Annotated in this window: 12 protein-coding genes; 10 read left to right on the forward strand and 2 right to left on the reverse strand. The window is 60.6% G+C overall.

The features are described 5' to 3' along the window. Window positions 1-53: 53 nt before the first annotated feature. A complete protein-coding gene (locus tag ACRER8_RS02505; RefSeq protein ID WP_431744784.1) occupies window positions 54-1,427 on the reverse strand; it encodes an LLM class flavin-dependent oxidoreductase in 1,374 nt (457 codons plus the stop codon). A gap of 589 nt (window positions 1,428-2,016) precedes the next feature. On the opposite strand from ACRER8_RS02505, the gene ACRER8_RS02510 reads away from it, so the two are divergent. The 4 genes from ACRER8_RS02510 to ACRER8_RS02525 all read left to right on the forward strand — a co-directional run bounded on the left by ACRER8_RS02510 (window position 2,017) and on the right by ACRER8_RS02525 (window position 5,796). Then, window positions 2,017-3,051 carry an ABC transporter substrate-binding protein gene (locus ACRER8_RS02510; protein ID WP_431744785.1) on the forward strand — a complete coding sequence of 345 codons (1,035 nt, stop codon included), beginning with the start codon at window positions 2,017-2,019 and terminating at the stop codon, window positions 3,049-3,051. Between the two features lie 189 nt (window positions 3,052-3,240). Then, complete coding sequence (locus ACRER8_RS02515) at window positions 3,241-4,110, forward strand: ABC transporter ATP-binding protein (protein ID WP_431744786.1); 870 nt, start codon at window positions 3,241-3,243, stop codon at window positions 4,108-4,110. Continuing rightward, complete coding sequence (locus ACRER8_RS02520) at window positions 4,107-4,928, forward strand: ABC transporter permease (RefSeq protein WP_431744787.1); 822 nt, start codon at window positions 4,107-4,109, stop codon at window positions 4,926-4,928. The genes ACRER8_RS02515 and ACRER8_RS02520 overlap by 4 nt, the downstream gene beginning before the upstream one ends. A 1-nt stretch (window position 4,929) precedes the next feature. Next, on the forward strand, window positions 4,930-5,796 hold the full coding sequence (locus tag ACRER8_RS02525; RefSeq protein ID WP_431744788.1) for an ABC transporter substrate-binding protein: 867 nt from the start codon (window positions 4,930-4,932) through the stop codon (window positions 5,794-5,796). Between the two features lie 3 nt (window positions 5,797-5,799). On the opposite strand, the gene msrA is transcribed toward ACRER8_RS02525, so the two are convergent. Next, window positions 5,800-6,306 carry a peptide-methionine (S)-S-oxide reductase MsrA gene (msrA, locus tag ACRER8_RS02530; RefSeq protein WP_431744789.1) on the reverse strand — a complete coding sequence of 169 codons (507 nt, stop codon included), beginning with the start codon at window positions 6,304-6,306 and terminating at the stop codon, window positions 5,800-5,802. A gap of 277 nt (window positions 6,307-6,583) precedes the next feature. On the opposite strand from msrA, the gene ACRER8_RS02535 reads away from it, so the two are divergent. From ACRER8_RS02535 to ACRER8_RS02560, 6 genes are all read left to right on the forward strand, one after another. Further along, the gene (locus ACRER8_RS02535) at window positions 6,584-7,285 is read left to right on the forward strand and encodes a TerC family protein (RefSeq protein WP_431744790.1); all 702 of its coding nucleotides are present in this window, start codon (window positions 6,584-6,586) and stop codon (window positions 7,283-7,285) included. Window positions 7,286-7,495: 210 nt separating this feature from the next. Further along, a complete protein-coding gene (uvsE, locus tag ACRER8_RS02540) occupies window positions 7,496-8,524 on the forward strand; it encodes a UV DNA damage repair endonuclease UvsE (protein ID WP_431744791.1) in 1,029 nt (342 codons plus the stop codon). Window positions 8,525-8,721: 197 nt separating this feature from the next. Further along, window positions 8,722-10,347: an NADP-dependent glyceraldehyde-3-phosphate dehydrogenase gene (locus tag ACRER8_RS02545; protein ID WP_431744792.1), complete on the forward strand. Its 1,626-nt coding sequence runs from the start codon at window positions 8,722-8,724 to the stop codon at window positions 10,345-10,347. A gap of 369 nt (window positions 10,348-10,716) precedes the next feature. Next, entirely contained in the window at window positions 10,717-11,277 is a 561-nt protein-coding gene (locus ACRER8_RS02550) for a biliverdin-producing heme oxygenase (RefSeq protein ID WP_431744827.1), read from the forward strand. After that, a complete protein-coding gene (locus ACRER8_RS02555; RefSeq protein ID WP_431744793.1) occupies window positions 11,274-13,496 on the forward strand; it encodes an ATP-binding protein in 2,223 nt (740 codons plus the stop codon). Before ACRER8_RS02550 ends, ACRER8_RS02555 begins: the two co-directional genes overlap by 4 nt. Before the next feature lie 172 nt (window positions 13,497-13,668). After that, window positions 13,669-14,556, forward strand: a complete 888-nt coding sequence (locus tag ACRER8_RS02560; RefSeq protein WP_431744794.1) for a DMT family transporter — start codon at window positions 13,669-13,671, stop codon at window positions 14,554-14,556. Window positions 14,557-14,662 lie beyond the last annotated feature (106 nt).

Raw genomic sequence — 14,662 nt, forward strand, 5'->3', positions numbered from 1 at the left:
GTAGATGCGCGGGTTGTGGCACCTGCTCATACATGGGCAATCATGGATGACGATCAGACAGCAACCGAGTGTTCGCGCAACAGGGTCGCCGGGTGTGCCGGGAAGGGCAGGCCCAGACGCTCGCGCAAGGTGCTGCCGCTCGGCCCGTCTGCGGGCACCAGGCCGCGACGTTTCAGTTCGGGCAGGATAAGCGCGATGAAATCGTCCAGGCCTTCGGGGTAGGTCGGCGGCAGGATGTTGAAGCCGTCGGCGCCATAACCTTCGTACCAGGCTTGCAGTTGGTCGACCACTTCTTCCGGCGAGCCGACCAGGGTCCAGTGACCCCGCGCTCCGGCCAGTCGCAGGTACAGCTCACGGATGCTCAAACCCTCGGCGGCCAGTTGCAGAATCAACTGCTGGCGACTTTTCGAGGCGTTGGTCGCGGGCAAATCCTGCGGCAGCGGCCCGTCCAGTGGCAGATGCGACAGATCGACGCCGCCGAGCAGGCCCGACAGCAGGCTCAGCCCGACCTGCGGGTGCACCAGGTCCTGCAAACGCTGGTGCTTGGCGTGGGCCTCGGCCGAGGTTGGTGCCGTGAAGATAGTCACGCCGGGCAGAATCTTGATGTGCTCGGGTTTGCGTCCGAGGACGGCAGCGCGGGACTTGATGTCACTGTAAAACGCCTGTGCATCGGCCAGACTCTGATGCGCGGCGAAGATTGCCTCGGCAGTCGCGGCAGCCAGTGCACGGCCATCCTCTGAGGCCCCTGCCTGTACCAGCACCGGTTTGCCTTGGGGCGAGCGCAGCACGTTAAGCGGACCGCGGACATGGAAATGCTCGCCATGATGATCGGTCAGGTGCAGCTTGCTGCGGCCCAGGAACACGCCTTTTTCCTTGTCCAGCAGCAGTGTGTCGTCCTCCCAGCTGTCCCACAACTTGTCGACCACCTCATGGAATTCCCGCGCCCGGCTGTAGCGATCAGCGTGGGCGGCCTGATTGCCCTCGGAAGCGCCACCGAAGTTCTTCGCGGCATCCGGGTCGCTGCTGGTCACCAGATTCCAGCCCACCCGGCCACCACTAATCTGATCCAGCGAGGCGAACTGACGGGCCAGGTTGAACGGCTCGCTGTAGCTGGTGCTGGCAGTCGCCACCAACCCGATCCGCGAGGTGACGGCCGCCAGTGCCGACAGCAGGGTCAGTGGTTCGAAACTCAGGCTCGGCGCGATCACCCGGTCGAAGGTCGGCGCATCGATACCGCGCACCGAAACGCTATCAGCCAGGAACAACGTGTCAAAACCGGCGGCTTCGGCCTTGCGCGCCAGATCGATGAAATGATCCAGGCGGATCCCCGCGTCGGCCTGTGAGCCCGTGTCGCGCCAGGCGGCGATGTGATGCCCGGTGGCGCGCAGGAACAGGCCGAGTTTGAGAGTGTCAGGACGTTTGCTCATGGAATGACTCCTTAATAGGCATGAATATTCGGCAAGCGATCGCCAAGGGGAGATCGGAACGTTTGAGAATCGAGTGATGGACTTCAGGAAGCTAGAAGTTATGGCGGTGAAGTTGCAAGAGATGTGCCGCTGATCATTAGGCTGATCGAAGAAGTTGTATTAAGAGTCAGACGACACTGGCCGGCGTTTAATTATTTGAAAAGTGTGCGCAGAGAGTGCGATATCTGTTTAATGGCTGTTGCTGTAGCAACACTTCTTAAATGAGGGCTATCTCACTCGCCGTGGCAATCCGCTTGCCGACGGCAGCTATCTCAAGGACGTCATCGCCGGCAAGCCATGCTGCTACATACAGATAAACTTTATTTCCACCTTCGTCTAATTCAACGGAATAACTTTAGCTGAAAACGTTATAGCGATTATTTCAGGATGTTATTGACGCTGTCTCTGCCGGGTCTTTATTGTCGCCCCGATCCGCGTCTTCATATGAAAGACTTTCCGTCGTTAGTTGAAGGTTGTGCAAATTCATGGAGTGCGCGTGCGCGTCATTCATGTTCTAACCCCCTGATTTAAACAACCAAGGAAGCTCGCTATGCAAGAGCGCAACAGCCGCAGGGCTTTCATCAAACACGTTGCATTGCTGGGAACGGCTGCCGCCGCAGGATTGATCCTACCCGGCTGCGACAAGTCCGAGAAGACCGCCAGCGCGGCGCCTGCCGTGATCAAAAAGCGCTCCGATCAGGTGGTCAGCTTCAAATACCCCGATAACCCGTCATTCGATCTGGTCTACCTCGCTGACTCTCTGGGTTATTTCGAAGGCACTCGCACCAAACCCAACTACATCGGCAAGATCGCAGCGCCGCAGATCATCCCGCTGGTGGGCACCGGCGAAATCGACTTCGGCTCGCGCATGGTGCCACTGGTGATTTCGGCGATTGCCAGCGGCCTTGACCTCAAGGTAGTGGCGGCTGGCGGCAAGACCCTGCAGGAAGCGCCGCACATGAAGTATTTCGTGCGTGCCGATTCGGGGATCTTCACGCCAAAGGACATGGAAGGCAAAACTGTGGGCTTCAACAGTTTTGGTGCCTGCGCCGAGTTCGTCACCAAGAAATACCTGCGCGAGCATCAGGTGGACGTCGACAAGATCAACTGGGTGGTAGTCCCGGACAATCAGGGCGAGCAGACCGTGCTCAGCCGCAATGTCGATATCGCGATCATCCATCCACCCGCGTCCGGCGGCGCCGAGCACAACCCTGAGCTGCGCAAGCTGTGGAGCGACTACGACCTGGACAAGGGCCTCGGCGGCATGGCGCCGTACAGCGGCTACGGCAAGTTCATCCGGGAAAACCCCGAAGCGACGGAGGATTTCGTCGCTGCGATCGCCAAGGCGGCCAATTGGGTCAACGCCAACCCGGACGAGGCCCGCAAGATCGTCTCCCAGCGCATCGGCACCAAGCTGGAACTGGTGGAACGCTACGCCTACGTCGACGACCTGGTCGTCACCGAACCGCCGATTCAGTACTACATCGACATCCTCGAAAGCGAGAAGAAGATCAAGCCCGGTGCGGTCGCGGTCAAGGATGTTTACACCAATGAGTTCAATGCGCTGGCCAAGGCGAACGTGTAGGTCGCCAGCCTCGGCGTTATGCGGTCGGTCAGCCAGGCAAGACCCCCGCGGGAGTGAGCGTGCTCACGAACAGGATGTGACAGCCGCCGAATCTGCTGCGGGTGTACGCAAGCATTCGTGAGCAAGCTCACTCCCACAGGTCCTGTATCGGCAGACAAATAGACGCCAGACAACAGATGAGAGGCATGCGTGCACAAAATCTCCACATCCGGCTTGCACATGGAATACCAAGCGCAAGACGAAGCAGGCAAAAGCGAGCGGGTAGAGGTGCTCAAGGATTTCGATCTTCAGGTGCGCGAGGGCGAGTTTCTAGCGATTCTCGGTCCATCGGGCTGCGGCAAATCCACCTACCTGAACATCCTCGCCGGGCTCGTGCAAAAAACCGGCGGCACGCTGGAAATCGACGGCAAATCCTTGCAAGGCATCAACCGCAATCAGGGCGTGGTGTTCCAGGGCTATGCCTTGCTGCCGTGGCGCTCGGTGCTCGACAACATTGCCGTCGGGCTGGAAATCCGTGGCGTCGGCAAGGCCGAGCGGCGTGAAAGAGCCCGCGAATACCTGGACCTTGTCGGCCTGACAGGCTTCGCCTCGCGCTACCCCCACGAACTCTCCGGCGGCATGCGCCAACGCGTGGCGATCGCCCGCTCGCTGGTTTACGAACCGGATGTGCTGCTGATGGACGAACCGTTCGCGGCCCTCGATGCGCAGACGCGCGAAACCTTGCAGGACGAATTGCTGCGCATCTGGGACCTGCACAAGAAGACTATCGTGTTCATCACCCACAGCCTGGACGAGGCTATCTTTCTGTCCGATCGGGTCGCTGTCATGACCCCACGTCCGGGGCGCATCAAAGAGATTATCGATATCGATCTTCCCCGACCCCGGCTACCGCAACTGCGCAACAGCCATGCGTTCGTGCATCTGCGTCAACGGGCGTGGGCCTCGTTACGCGAAGGCATGGGCGGAACGGTCCCGGATGCACTGGAGGTCGAAGAAGGCCCTCGCCACGAAAGCTGGCAGCAGGTCGCACGCCGCAGCGGCTATCGGGTGGGCGTATGAACATGGCCCAGACCCCGCCACCGCGCCGGACTGCCACGTCGCGCTGGGTGAAGACATCGCGCAAGGCACTGGACAGTTCCATCGGTATTCTGGCGTTTCTCGCGCTCTGGGAAACGCTGCCGCGCCTGGGTGTCGTCAATCCCGGCTACCTGAGCCCGCCGTCGGCGGTGCTGGCGGCCATCGTCGAGATGGCGGGCAACGGCGCGTTGGTCAAGCACCTCCAGGCCAGCCTGATTCGCTCGCTCGCCGGACTTGCGCTGGCGATCTTCGCCGGTATTTCCCTCGGCCTTCTGATGGGCTGGTTCGCACGGCTGGAGCGGATCCTCGATCCGTTGCTGCAGTTCTTCCGGCAAACCTCGGCCCTGGCGCTGTTTCCGGTGTTCATCCTGTTTCTGGGTATCGGCGAACTGTCGAAGGTGGCGATCATCTTCTGGGCGTCGTTCTGGCCGATCCTGTTGAGTACCATCAGCGGTGTCAAACAAGTCGACAGTCTGCTGATCAACTCGGCGCTGTCGATGGGCGCCAACCGACGCTTCCTGTTTCTGAAAATCGTGCTGCCATCCGCTTCGCCCTCGATCTTCACCGGCGTGCGACTGGCGGGCGCCTACTGCATCACCGCGCTGGTGGCCGCTGAGATGATCGGCGCTCACTCGGGGCTGGGCTTCCTCACGCTCAATTCGCAGGAGGTGTTCCAGATTCCGAGCATGTACGCAGGCATTCTTCTGCTGGCGGTAGTGGGGTTGCTGCTGAACTTTCTCCTGGCACTGCTGGAGCGGCGTTTCACCCGCTGGCGCCGCGGGCTGAAGCATGCGGGCTGAGATGCGGGGTAAGCCCGCGGCTGCGTTCACCGGCGGCTGGGTTCACTGGAGTCTGGCGGGCGTGATCGGTGCGGTCGCGGTGTGCACAATATGGCTGTTACCCATGCTCGACGGCGCAGAGCAAGTCCCTGGCCCGGTGTTGGTCAAGGCACGCGAGCAACAGGTGTTTCGTGTGGGCGTGCGCAGTTATCCAAGGCCGACCTACAGCACCGAAGCGCTGGTTTCCGAGCCGGATGAAATGGACAGCGAACTGGCCACCGCTCTGGGCCACTATCTGGGTGTAAAGGTGCAGTTGACAGCGATTCCATCTCAAGACGTCGCAGACTTCCTGCGCAAGGGACAAGTGGATGCTGTAATCGCGGGCAGCCTCGACATTCCTGGACTGGAACGTCAGCGTGCAGCGTTGAGCGATGTGCCCCGCGCCTATGACAAAGGTGCGCTGTTGAGCTTGCGCAATTCGCCGCAATCTTCGCCTGAAGGCCAGACGGTCTGTGTCGCTAATGGCAGCCCCTGGACCCACGCCCTGCAGCGACAGGGCGCGCGGATTCAAACCTACGTGTCGGGTATCCGCGCCGCGACCGCGTTCATGGCCGGCGACTGCCAGTTGCTGGCCGATGAACGCACAGTGCTGACTAGCCTGCTGCAAACCCCCGACTGGCGTTTCTATCGCATGCTGCCGCAAACCCTTGACGCGAGCAGCGACGCGCGGGTTTACCTCGCCGAGCCGGACCCCAAAAGCCTGCGCCTGCTCCAGGCCGGATTGCGCGACTGGCAGTCCGAAGGCGGTCAGCTGAAAGCCTGGGATCTGCACAGCAACGCATTTCTGGTGGACAGCATGAAGATCAGCGACGGCCTGGTCTGTCACTGACGTTCAAGCGCGCTTGGGCAAGACCCAGTCTTTACGGATGAAGTGGCAGGTGTAGCCGTTCGGAATGCGCTCCAGATAATCCTGATGCTCAGGTTCGGCTTCCCAGAACGCGCCGGCCGGGCTGATCTCGGTCACGACCTTGCCTGGCCACAGGTCCGAGGCATCGACATCCTTCACCGTGTCTTCGGCGATGCGTTTCTGTTCTTCATTCAGGTAGAAAATCGCCGACCGATAGCTCAGGCCGATGTCGTTGCCCTGGCGATTGGCGGTCGACGGGTCGTGGATCTGAAAGAAGAATTCGAGAATCCTGCGGTAGCTGATCAGCGCCGGGTCGAAGACGATTTCAATGGCTTCGGCATGGGTGCCGTGGTTGCGGTAGGTGGCATTTTCGACGTCGCCGCCCGAGTAGCCCACTCGCGTGGACAGCACGCCCGGATAGCGGCGCAGCAGATCCTGCATACCCCAGAAGCAGCCACCAGCGAGCAGGGCGGTTTCGGTTTGTGTGGTCATGGATCAATCCTTCCTGTGGCGCAGTGAGCGCACTGGTTTCAATTCGTGACCCAGTTTGCTCGCCTGCCGTGAGCCTGCGCAAGCGCCGCTTGGTCAGGCCCTTCATCAGCGAGTGCGGAGGCGCTCGATGGTGATTTGCCGAGGCGATTGTTACCCTGTGCCGGATATTTTCAAGGCATTGAGCCCCCAAGACAGTCCTCTTCGTATATTCCATCGTTTCGCCGGTGTCGTTGCTGACCGGCATCTTTCCTCTTTTTGTCCGATAAGGTTTACCTCCATGAACTGGCTTTACGACCCTCTGCTATGGAGCGCTTTGGCGCAGATCATCGCCATCGACTTGCTCTTGGGGGGCGATAACGCCGTGGTCATCGCCATGGCCTGCCGTCGTCTGCCCCGCGAGCTGCAGACCAGGGCCATTTATGGCGGCATGCTCGGCGCTATCGTGCTGCGGGTGATTCTGCTGTTCTGTGCGGTGCATCTGTTGGCGTTGCCGTTTTTGAAACTGGTGGGCGCCCTGTTGCTGGTGTGGATCGGCATCAAGCTGGTGGCCAATCAGAACGACGAAGACGAGACCCTCGACGGCGGCACGCGGCTGTGGACTGCGATCCGTACCATTATCGTGGCCGATGTGGTGATGTCGCTGGATAACGTATTGGCCGTGGCCGCGGCGGGTGACGGCAACGTTTATCTGGTGGCGGCGGGAGTATTGATCAGCATCCCGATCATCGTCATGGGCAGCCGCCTGGTGTTGACGGCGTTGCACCGTTTGCCGTGGCTGGTGCCTGCCGGCGGTGCGCTGATCGGCTGGATCGCCGGGGGCATGGCGGCCGGCGAGCCGGTTCTGCAAGCCTGGCTGCCACAAGAAGGCTGGGTGCACTGGGCGGCCAGCGCGGGCACGGCGCTGGTCGTCCTGCCGGTCGGGCTGTTGCTGGGACGGCATACGCGGCGGCAAGACGTGGCTGATCAGCCGCAGGTTTGAGCGCGAAAGCAGGTACGGTCATCCGTTATCGAGCCTGCAACACCTCGCTGCCGCAGTCCGGCCTTGTAGGCAGTAGCGCTTGGGGCCGTCACCGCCGGCAAGCCATAAATGGCCACGCATTGAATCCGAGGGAACGCCCGGGTTAGAGGCAAAGTCTTCTTTCAAAGCAGACAGGGTTTGCCTGCGTCCACTACCGCCCCAGGAACATTCGTGAACACACCCCGCATTGGTTTCGCCTGCATGTATCGCCATCACGAGCGCGAGTTGTCGCTCAAGGAGCTCAAGGCTCTGGAGGGCGGTTATAACCCGCGGACCACCACTTTGCGCTGGATGGACAGCGTGACCTTGCAGGTGGCGCAGGAAAAGCTGCTGGACATCGTCGAGCACAACCTTGCCGCGCAGATTCGGCTGCTGGGCTACGTGGCGCAGCTGCCGCAGGCCAGACGAATGCTGCGTTTGAGCAGTGACCTGCTGCCGTTCTATAGCCATCCGAAAGTGGCAGAGTTTTACCAGGCGCGAACCGTCATGGCGCGCCTGGAGCAGCTGTTTGCGATGATTGGTGAAACGGCACGTAAAGGCGATATCCGGTTGTCTTTCCATCCTGGCCAGTTTTGCGTGCTCGGCTCGGATCGCCCCGAGGTGGTCGAGAACAGCCTCGCCGAGTTCGAATATCACGCCGACATGATCCGCATGATGGGCTACGGCCGAAGCTTTCAGGATTTCAAGTGCAACGTGCATATCGCCGGACGCCAGGGGGGCGAAGGCGTGCGCGCGGTATGGCCACGGTTGTCAGAAGTGGCGCGCAACTGCATCACCTTCGAAAACGACGAGAAAACCTACGGCGTCGACGACTGCCTGCAACTGGCGGATCTGGCGCCCGTAGTGCTGGACATCCACCACTGCTGGATTCACGAAAACAGCTATATCTCGCCCGACGATCCGCGTGTGGAGCGCATTATCGAAAGCTGGCGTGGCGTGCGGCCGGTCATGCATTACTCCCAGCCGCCGGAAAGCCTTCAGCAGCTGGGGTTCACTGCAGAGCAGAAACTGGAAATGGAGGATCTGTTGAAGGTGGTCAACAAGCGCGATCTGTATCTGCACAGCGATCGCATGTGGAACGACTGGACCAACACCTACGCCCTGCAATTCCTTGATCGCTTCGACATCATGCTCGAAGCCAAGGACAAGAATCTGGCTGCCGAAGGGTTTTATCAGCGTTTTCTGGCTTCCGCTGTTTAACGGCTGGACGAGGCTGAAAAAACGCCGCGCGTTCTTTCAGCACGCCAGGCCGGGGTATGACATGCCCTGGTCTGATTTTGATTCTCGGCGAGCCATTTTCGTCACGCCACCGTGACATTCATCTCAACTCTTTTCATTCCGGCGCAGCTGTGGCGTAGTGTGTTCGCACGTTTGCCGACTGGAAGAGGTAAAGAGAGATGACCCTGCAAAACCGCCTGGACAACCTGTACCCGAGCGCCGATGAAATTCCTGAGCAGTTCCGCGCAGGGCCCGCCATCGAGCAGCGCGAGTATCTGGTCAATGGTGAGCTTCGTCAGTGGCAAGGACCACTGGCGCCGGTGCTCAGTCCGGTGTCGCTGAAGACTGATGCGGGGCTGGAATCGGTGGTATTGGGCAGCACGCCCCTGATGGACGCCGACACGGCAATGACCGCGCTGGACGCGGCCGTGAAAGCCTATGACCGAGGGCAGGGCGCCTGGCCGACCATGCGCGTTGTCGAGCGTATCCATCATGTCGAGACCTTCCTCAAGCTCATGCGCGAACAGCGCGATGCCGTGGTCACCCTGCTGATGTGGGAGATTGGCAAGAACCTCAAGGACTCGCAGAAAGAGTTCGACCGTACCTGCGACTACATCGTCGACACCATCAACGCACTCAAGGAACTGGATCGTCGCTCCAGCCGTTTCGAGCTGGAACAGGACACTCTCGGCCAGATCCGCCGCGTCCCTCTGGGCGTAACCCTGTGCATGGGGCCTTATAACTACCCACTGAACGAGACCTTCACCACGCTGATCCCGGCGCTGATCATGGGCAATACCGTGGTTTTCAAACCCGCCAAATTCGGCGTACTGCTGATTCGTCCATTGCTCGAAGCCTTCCGCGACAGTTTCCCGGCCGGCGTGATCAACGTGATCTACGGCAGCGGCCGCGAGACGGTCAGTGCGCTGATGGCCAGCGGCAAGATCGACGTCTTCGCTTTCATCGGCACCAACAAGGCTGCCAGCGCCCTGAAAAAGCTCCACCCAAAACCGCATCGTCTGCGCGCAGCGCTGGGGCTGGACGCCAAAAACCCCGGTATCGTGCTGCCCGACGTCAATCTGGACAATGCGGTCAGCGAGGCCGTTACAGGTTCGCTGTCGTTCAATGGCCAGCGCTGCACGGCGTTGAAGATCCTGTTCGTGCACGAGAACGTGGTCGGCAGTTTCCTTGAGAAATTCGAGGAAAAACTGGCGCAACTCAAGCCGGGCATGCCGTGGGAACCGGGTGTTTCGCTGACCCCGCTGCCTGAGCCAGGCAAGACCGATTACCTGCAAGGGCTGGTGGACGATGCGGTGAGCAAGGGCGCCAGAGTGGTCAACGAAGGCGGTGGGGCCACCAATCATCAGTTCTTCTACCCAGCCGTGCTGTATCCGGTAACCCCGCAAATGCGCGTCTATCACGAGGAGCAGTTCGGCCCCGTGGTCCCGGTAGTGGCTTATCGCGACCTGGAGACGGTCATCGAATACGTGCTGGATTCGGACTTTGGTCAGCAGTTGAGCATCTTCGGCAACGACTCCAAGCAGGTCGGGCGGCTGGTGGATGCGTTCGCCAATCAGGTGGGGCGCATCAATATAAATGCCCAGTGCCAGCGCGGCCCGGACAGCTTCCCCTTCAACGGACGCAAGAACTCGGCAGAGGGGACCTTGTCGGTGGATGACGCGCTGCGCGTGTTCTCGATCCGTACGCTGGTGGCGACCAAGTTCCAGGAGAGCAACAAGGAATTGATCAGCGACATCATCCACAACCGCGAGTCGAGCTTCCTGACCACCGATTACATCTTCTGACAGCTGCCATCGATCGCTCAGGCTTAGCCTCCGTAGCAGCACGGCTTGCCGGCGGTGGCGTTAGTAAGGTCGCTGCCGCTGGCAAGGCGGACTGCTAAGGGGTAGGCGGCGATACCGTGAATCGCCAGCGAATGGCCATCTGCGACGCGCCTGAACGGGCGCGCCGCAACCTGTCGCGCTATCCATCCGCATGTTTACACCCGGGCACCGCGTCCATTAGTGTGCGCGGTAGCCATTTGCCTTGAACCAGCGGATGTCTGCGTACCCGAATTCTTCATACCCCACTGGATACCGCTGCCCTTGGTTGAAGTTACTTGCGAGTCGACATCCACCACCGCTGCCCCGGCACTGCCCACCAGCGTTCTGCACATGCTGCGCGCCGCCACCGCCGCGCAACACAGGGCACTGGAGGCGCGATTGCCTTTGACTCATCCCGATCTCGACCGCGCCACCTACACGAAAATCATCGAAGCCTATTACGGGTTTCACGCGCCGCTGCAGCGCAAAATCGAGCAATTCCTCGGCCCTCGGTCCACAGCCCCCGAGCGGCGGAAGGTTGCGGCGCTGATCAAGGATTTACGCGCGCTTGGCCTGAACGATCCGCAGATCGGGACCTTGCCGCTGTGCATGACGTTGCCCACTCTGGAGACTCAGGCACAGCTGCTCGGCATCATGTACGTCATGGAAGGCGCGACACTGGGCGGTCAGGTATTGCGCCGGATCATCGCCGACAGGTTGGGAATTCACGCCGACAGCGGCGGCGAGTTTCTCGATGTCTACGGCCGTGACACAGGCCGCCTGTGGAAAGCTTTTCTGAAACAGCTGGCCGACTTCGACCACCCTGAGCACAACAATCAAGTGGTGGACGCAGCGTGCGCCACTTTCGCCTGCTTCGAAAGTTGGCTGGACCGCGCGGGAGTGCTGTCGTGACCTCCACCACCGAACAGAATCTGAACGCATTGTTGCAGAACTGCGCCGATGAGCCGATCCGTATCCCCGGTGCTATCCAGCCCCACGGCGTGTTGCTGACGGTCGACGAGTTGTCGTGGACCGTACAACAGGCCAGCGCCAACGCTTTTCTGCTGCTCGGCGGCACCGATAACCTGCGTGCGGGCCAGCCGCTGTCAGCATGGCTTGGTGAGGATCAGGCGCAGACCTTGCGCGAAGCGGTGGCCAGCGGTCCGCTGGAGGACCTCGATCCGTTGCCCTTGCGCTGCGGAGGTCAGGCGCTGGATGGTTTGATCCATCGCCACGACGGCTTGCTGTTCGTCGAATTGGAGCGAGCCGTAGATGAGGCACCGACGCCATCGTTGAATCAAAATCTCAGCCGGACCCTGCGCCGCCTGCACTCGGCGAAAAGCCTGCCTGAGCTTTATGAAATCAGCGTCAATGAGATCCGTGCGCTGACCGGATACGACCGGGTGCTGATCTACCGCTTTCAAGAGCAGGGTCATGGCCAGGTCATCGCCGAATCCGCAGCCCCCGAACTCGATACCTACCAAGGCCTGTTTTTTCCGGCCAGCGACATTCCCGAACAGGCGCGCGAGCTGTACCGCCTGAACTGGTTGCGGATCATCCCCGATGCCGCTTATGTGCCGGTGCCGATGGTCCCTGCGCTGCGTCCGGACAACGGCGAGCCGCTGGACATGAGTTACGCCGTCCTGCGCAGCGTCTCGCCGATTCACTGTCAGTACATGCAGAACATGGGCGTGCTGTCATCCATGAGTATTTCCCTGCTCAAGGAAGACCGCCTGTGGGGCCTGATCAGCTGCGGCAATCGCCAGCCGCTGCAAGTGCCCCATGCGCTACGTGCCGCCTGCCAAACCATCGGCCAGGTGTTGTCGATGCAGATCAGCGTCTTGGAGGAACTGCAGGCGCAGCGTCAGCGCGAGGCCAAGGGCGGTCTGCTTACCTCTCTTGCCAGTGCGATGGCCGAAGCCGACGGCGACGTCTATCACGGGCTGATCCAGCATCCACAAGCGTTGTTGGCCGTGGCTGGCGCCGATGGCGCGGCGGTGATCATCGAAGGCCGGATACAGCTATTCGGTCAGTGCCCGCCAGCGAAGCTGGTGAGGTCGCTGCAGCGTTGGGTACAACAGCAACCGGGGCCGGTGGTCGAAACCTCATGCCTGAGTGTGCTGTTTCCCGAAGCGCGCGATTACCAATCGGTCGCCAGCGGCCTGTTGGCCTTCAGCCTGCCCAAGCCGGTCGACAATGCCGTGTTGTGGTTTCGCCCCGAGGTCAAGGGCAACGTGCAATGGAGCGGCAATCCGGACGCATCGAAGGTCGTGGTAGCGAACCGGTTACAGCCGCGGGAGTCCTTTGAAGCCTGGAAGCAGCAGGTCGACGGCACGTCACTGCAGTGGACCGTTGGCGAGGTGTATGCGGTGTCGGACCTGCGCCGCTCGGCCCTGGAGTACGACCTTTCACGTCAGGTGCTGCGCGAAAAAGATGCGGTGCACGCGCGGGATGAACTGGTCGCGGTGGTTTCCCATGACCTGCGCAGTCCGCTGACAGCCATCGTCATGCAATGCGGGATGATGCAGCGCCTGGTGGTGGCGGATGCCAGCCCCACGTCGAAACGACTGCACTCGGCCATCGAAACCTTGCAACGCGCCACCGCACGTATGACGCATCTACTGGAGGACTTGCTCGATATCTCGAAAATCGAGGCCGGGCGCTATTCGATCTCGCCGCAACCTGTGGAAGTCAGCCAACTGTTCGAGGACGCCTGGTCGTTGCTCACTCCCGTGGCGCAGAGCAAGTTCATCGACCTGACGTTTGCCACTGAGCCTACGCTGAAAATCATGGGCGACCCGGAGCGGATGTTTCAGGTGTTGTCGAACCTGATTGGCAACGCGATCAAATTCACTCCCAGGCAGGGGCGTATCAGTGTCGCCGCAGTGATCGAAGGTGACGCCGCAGTGATCAGCGTTACCGATTCCGGCGTGGGTATAGCCCCGGATCAGGTGCCACATGTGTTCGAACGTTATTGGCGCATTCGCGAGGGCAATCCGACCGGCACCGGCCTCGGTCTGTACATTTCTCGCGGGATCGTCAGGGCTCACGGTGGTGAGTTGACCGCCAGCAGTGAGCCGGGCGTAGGCAGTGTGTTCCGCTTTACGGTGCCGTTGGCGACATTGCCGTGAACATCGACATGCGCGTCAGATTCCGTCATTGCCGCGAATCATCCGGAAAACCGGCAATGTTTGCGGTTTGTTTGGTGATCTGACGACAGCGTCTATATTCTTTCCGTGTCTACCCTGATGCCCACAGAGGCAGGGCGCCGACCCGCACCCACGCAAGACCAAAGGAAAGCTGATGAGTACCACCAGCACGCCGCTCTCCGGCGTCAACCAGCCACTCAAGGGCATCGCACTGATTGTCCTGGCAACGTTCCTGTTTTCCAGTCACGACACCTTGTCCAAATACCTCTCCGGCATTTACCCGATCATGATGGTGGTGTGGGTGCGCTATGTGGTGCATACCGGGCTGATGGCGTGCATTTTCATGCCGTCGGCGGGGCTGCGCGTACTGCGCACCAAACGGCCCGGTTTGCAGGCGTTGCGGGCTGGTTGCCTGCTGGGTACCAGTTTGCTGTTTACCAGCGGCCTGATGTTCATCCCGATTGCCGAAGCCACCGCGGTCAACTTCCTCGCGCCGCTGTTGGTGACGGCGCTGTCGGTGCCGTTGCTCAAGGAGACGGTGTCGCGCGGGCAGTGGATTGCTGTGCTGGTGGGGTTCAGCGGGGTGATGGTTATCGTGCATCCGGGAGGCGAGCTGTTTACCCCAGCGGTACTGCTGCCTTTGGGCTCGGCGCTGTGCTTTGCCTTTTACCAGCTGTTGACTCGATTGGTCGCCGCTCATGACAGTCCGACCACCAGCAACTTTTTCGCGGGGCTGTTTAATAGCCTGCTGATGAGTGCGATCGTGCCGTTCTTCTGGCAGTCGCCGCAGTGGAAGCATATTCCGTTCATGCTGGCGCTGGGGACGTGCGGGATGGTTGCGCATTTGATGCTGACCCAGGCGTTTCGGTTCGCCGCGCCGGCCTTGCTGGCGCCGTTTGGTTATTGCCAGATTGTGTTTGCAGGGCTTTGGGGGTTCATCGTGTTCAATCATGCGCCGTCGCTGACGGCACAGGCGGGGATTGCGATTATTTGTCTGAGTGGTCTGGCGGCGGCTTGGCAGCAGCGCAAGAAGGGGGGATGAGGTTTGGTCCGACTTCGTCGGATTCCCTCTCACAGACTTAACCGCGTTCATCCGCACGCAAGTCGCGCAAAGGCGCGTCTGTGAACGACTGATGGAATGCTGGCAT

The sequence above is a fragment of the Pseudomonas sp. genome, assembly GCF_050739935.1.
GTDB lineage: Bacteria > Pseudomonadota > Gammaproteobacteria > Pseudomonadales > Pseudomonadaceae > Aquipseudomonas.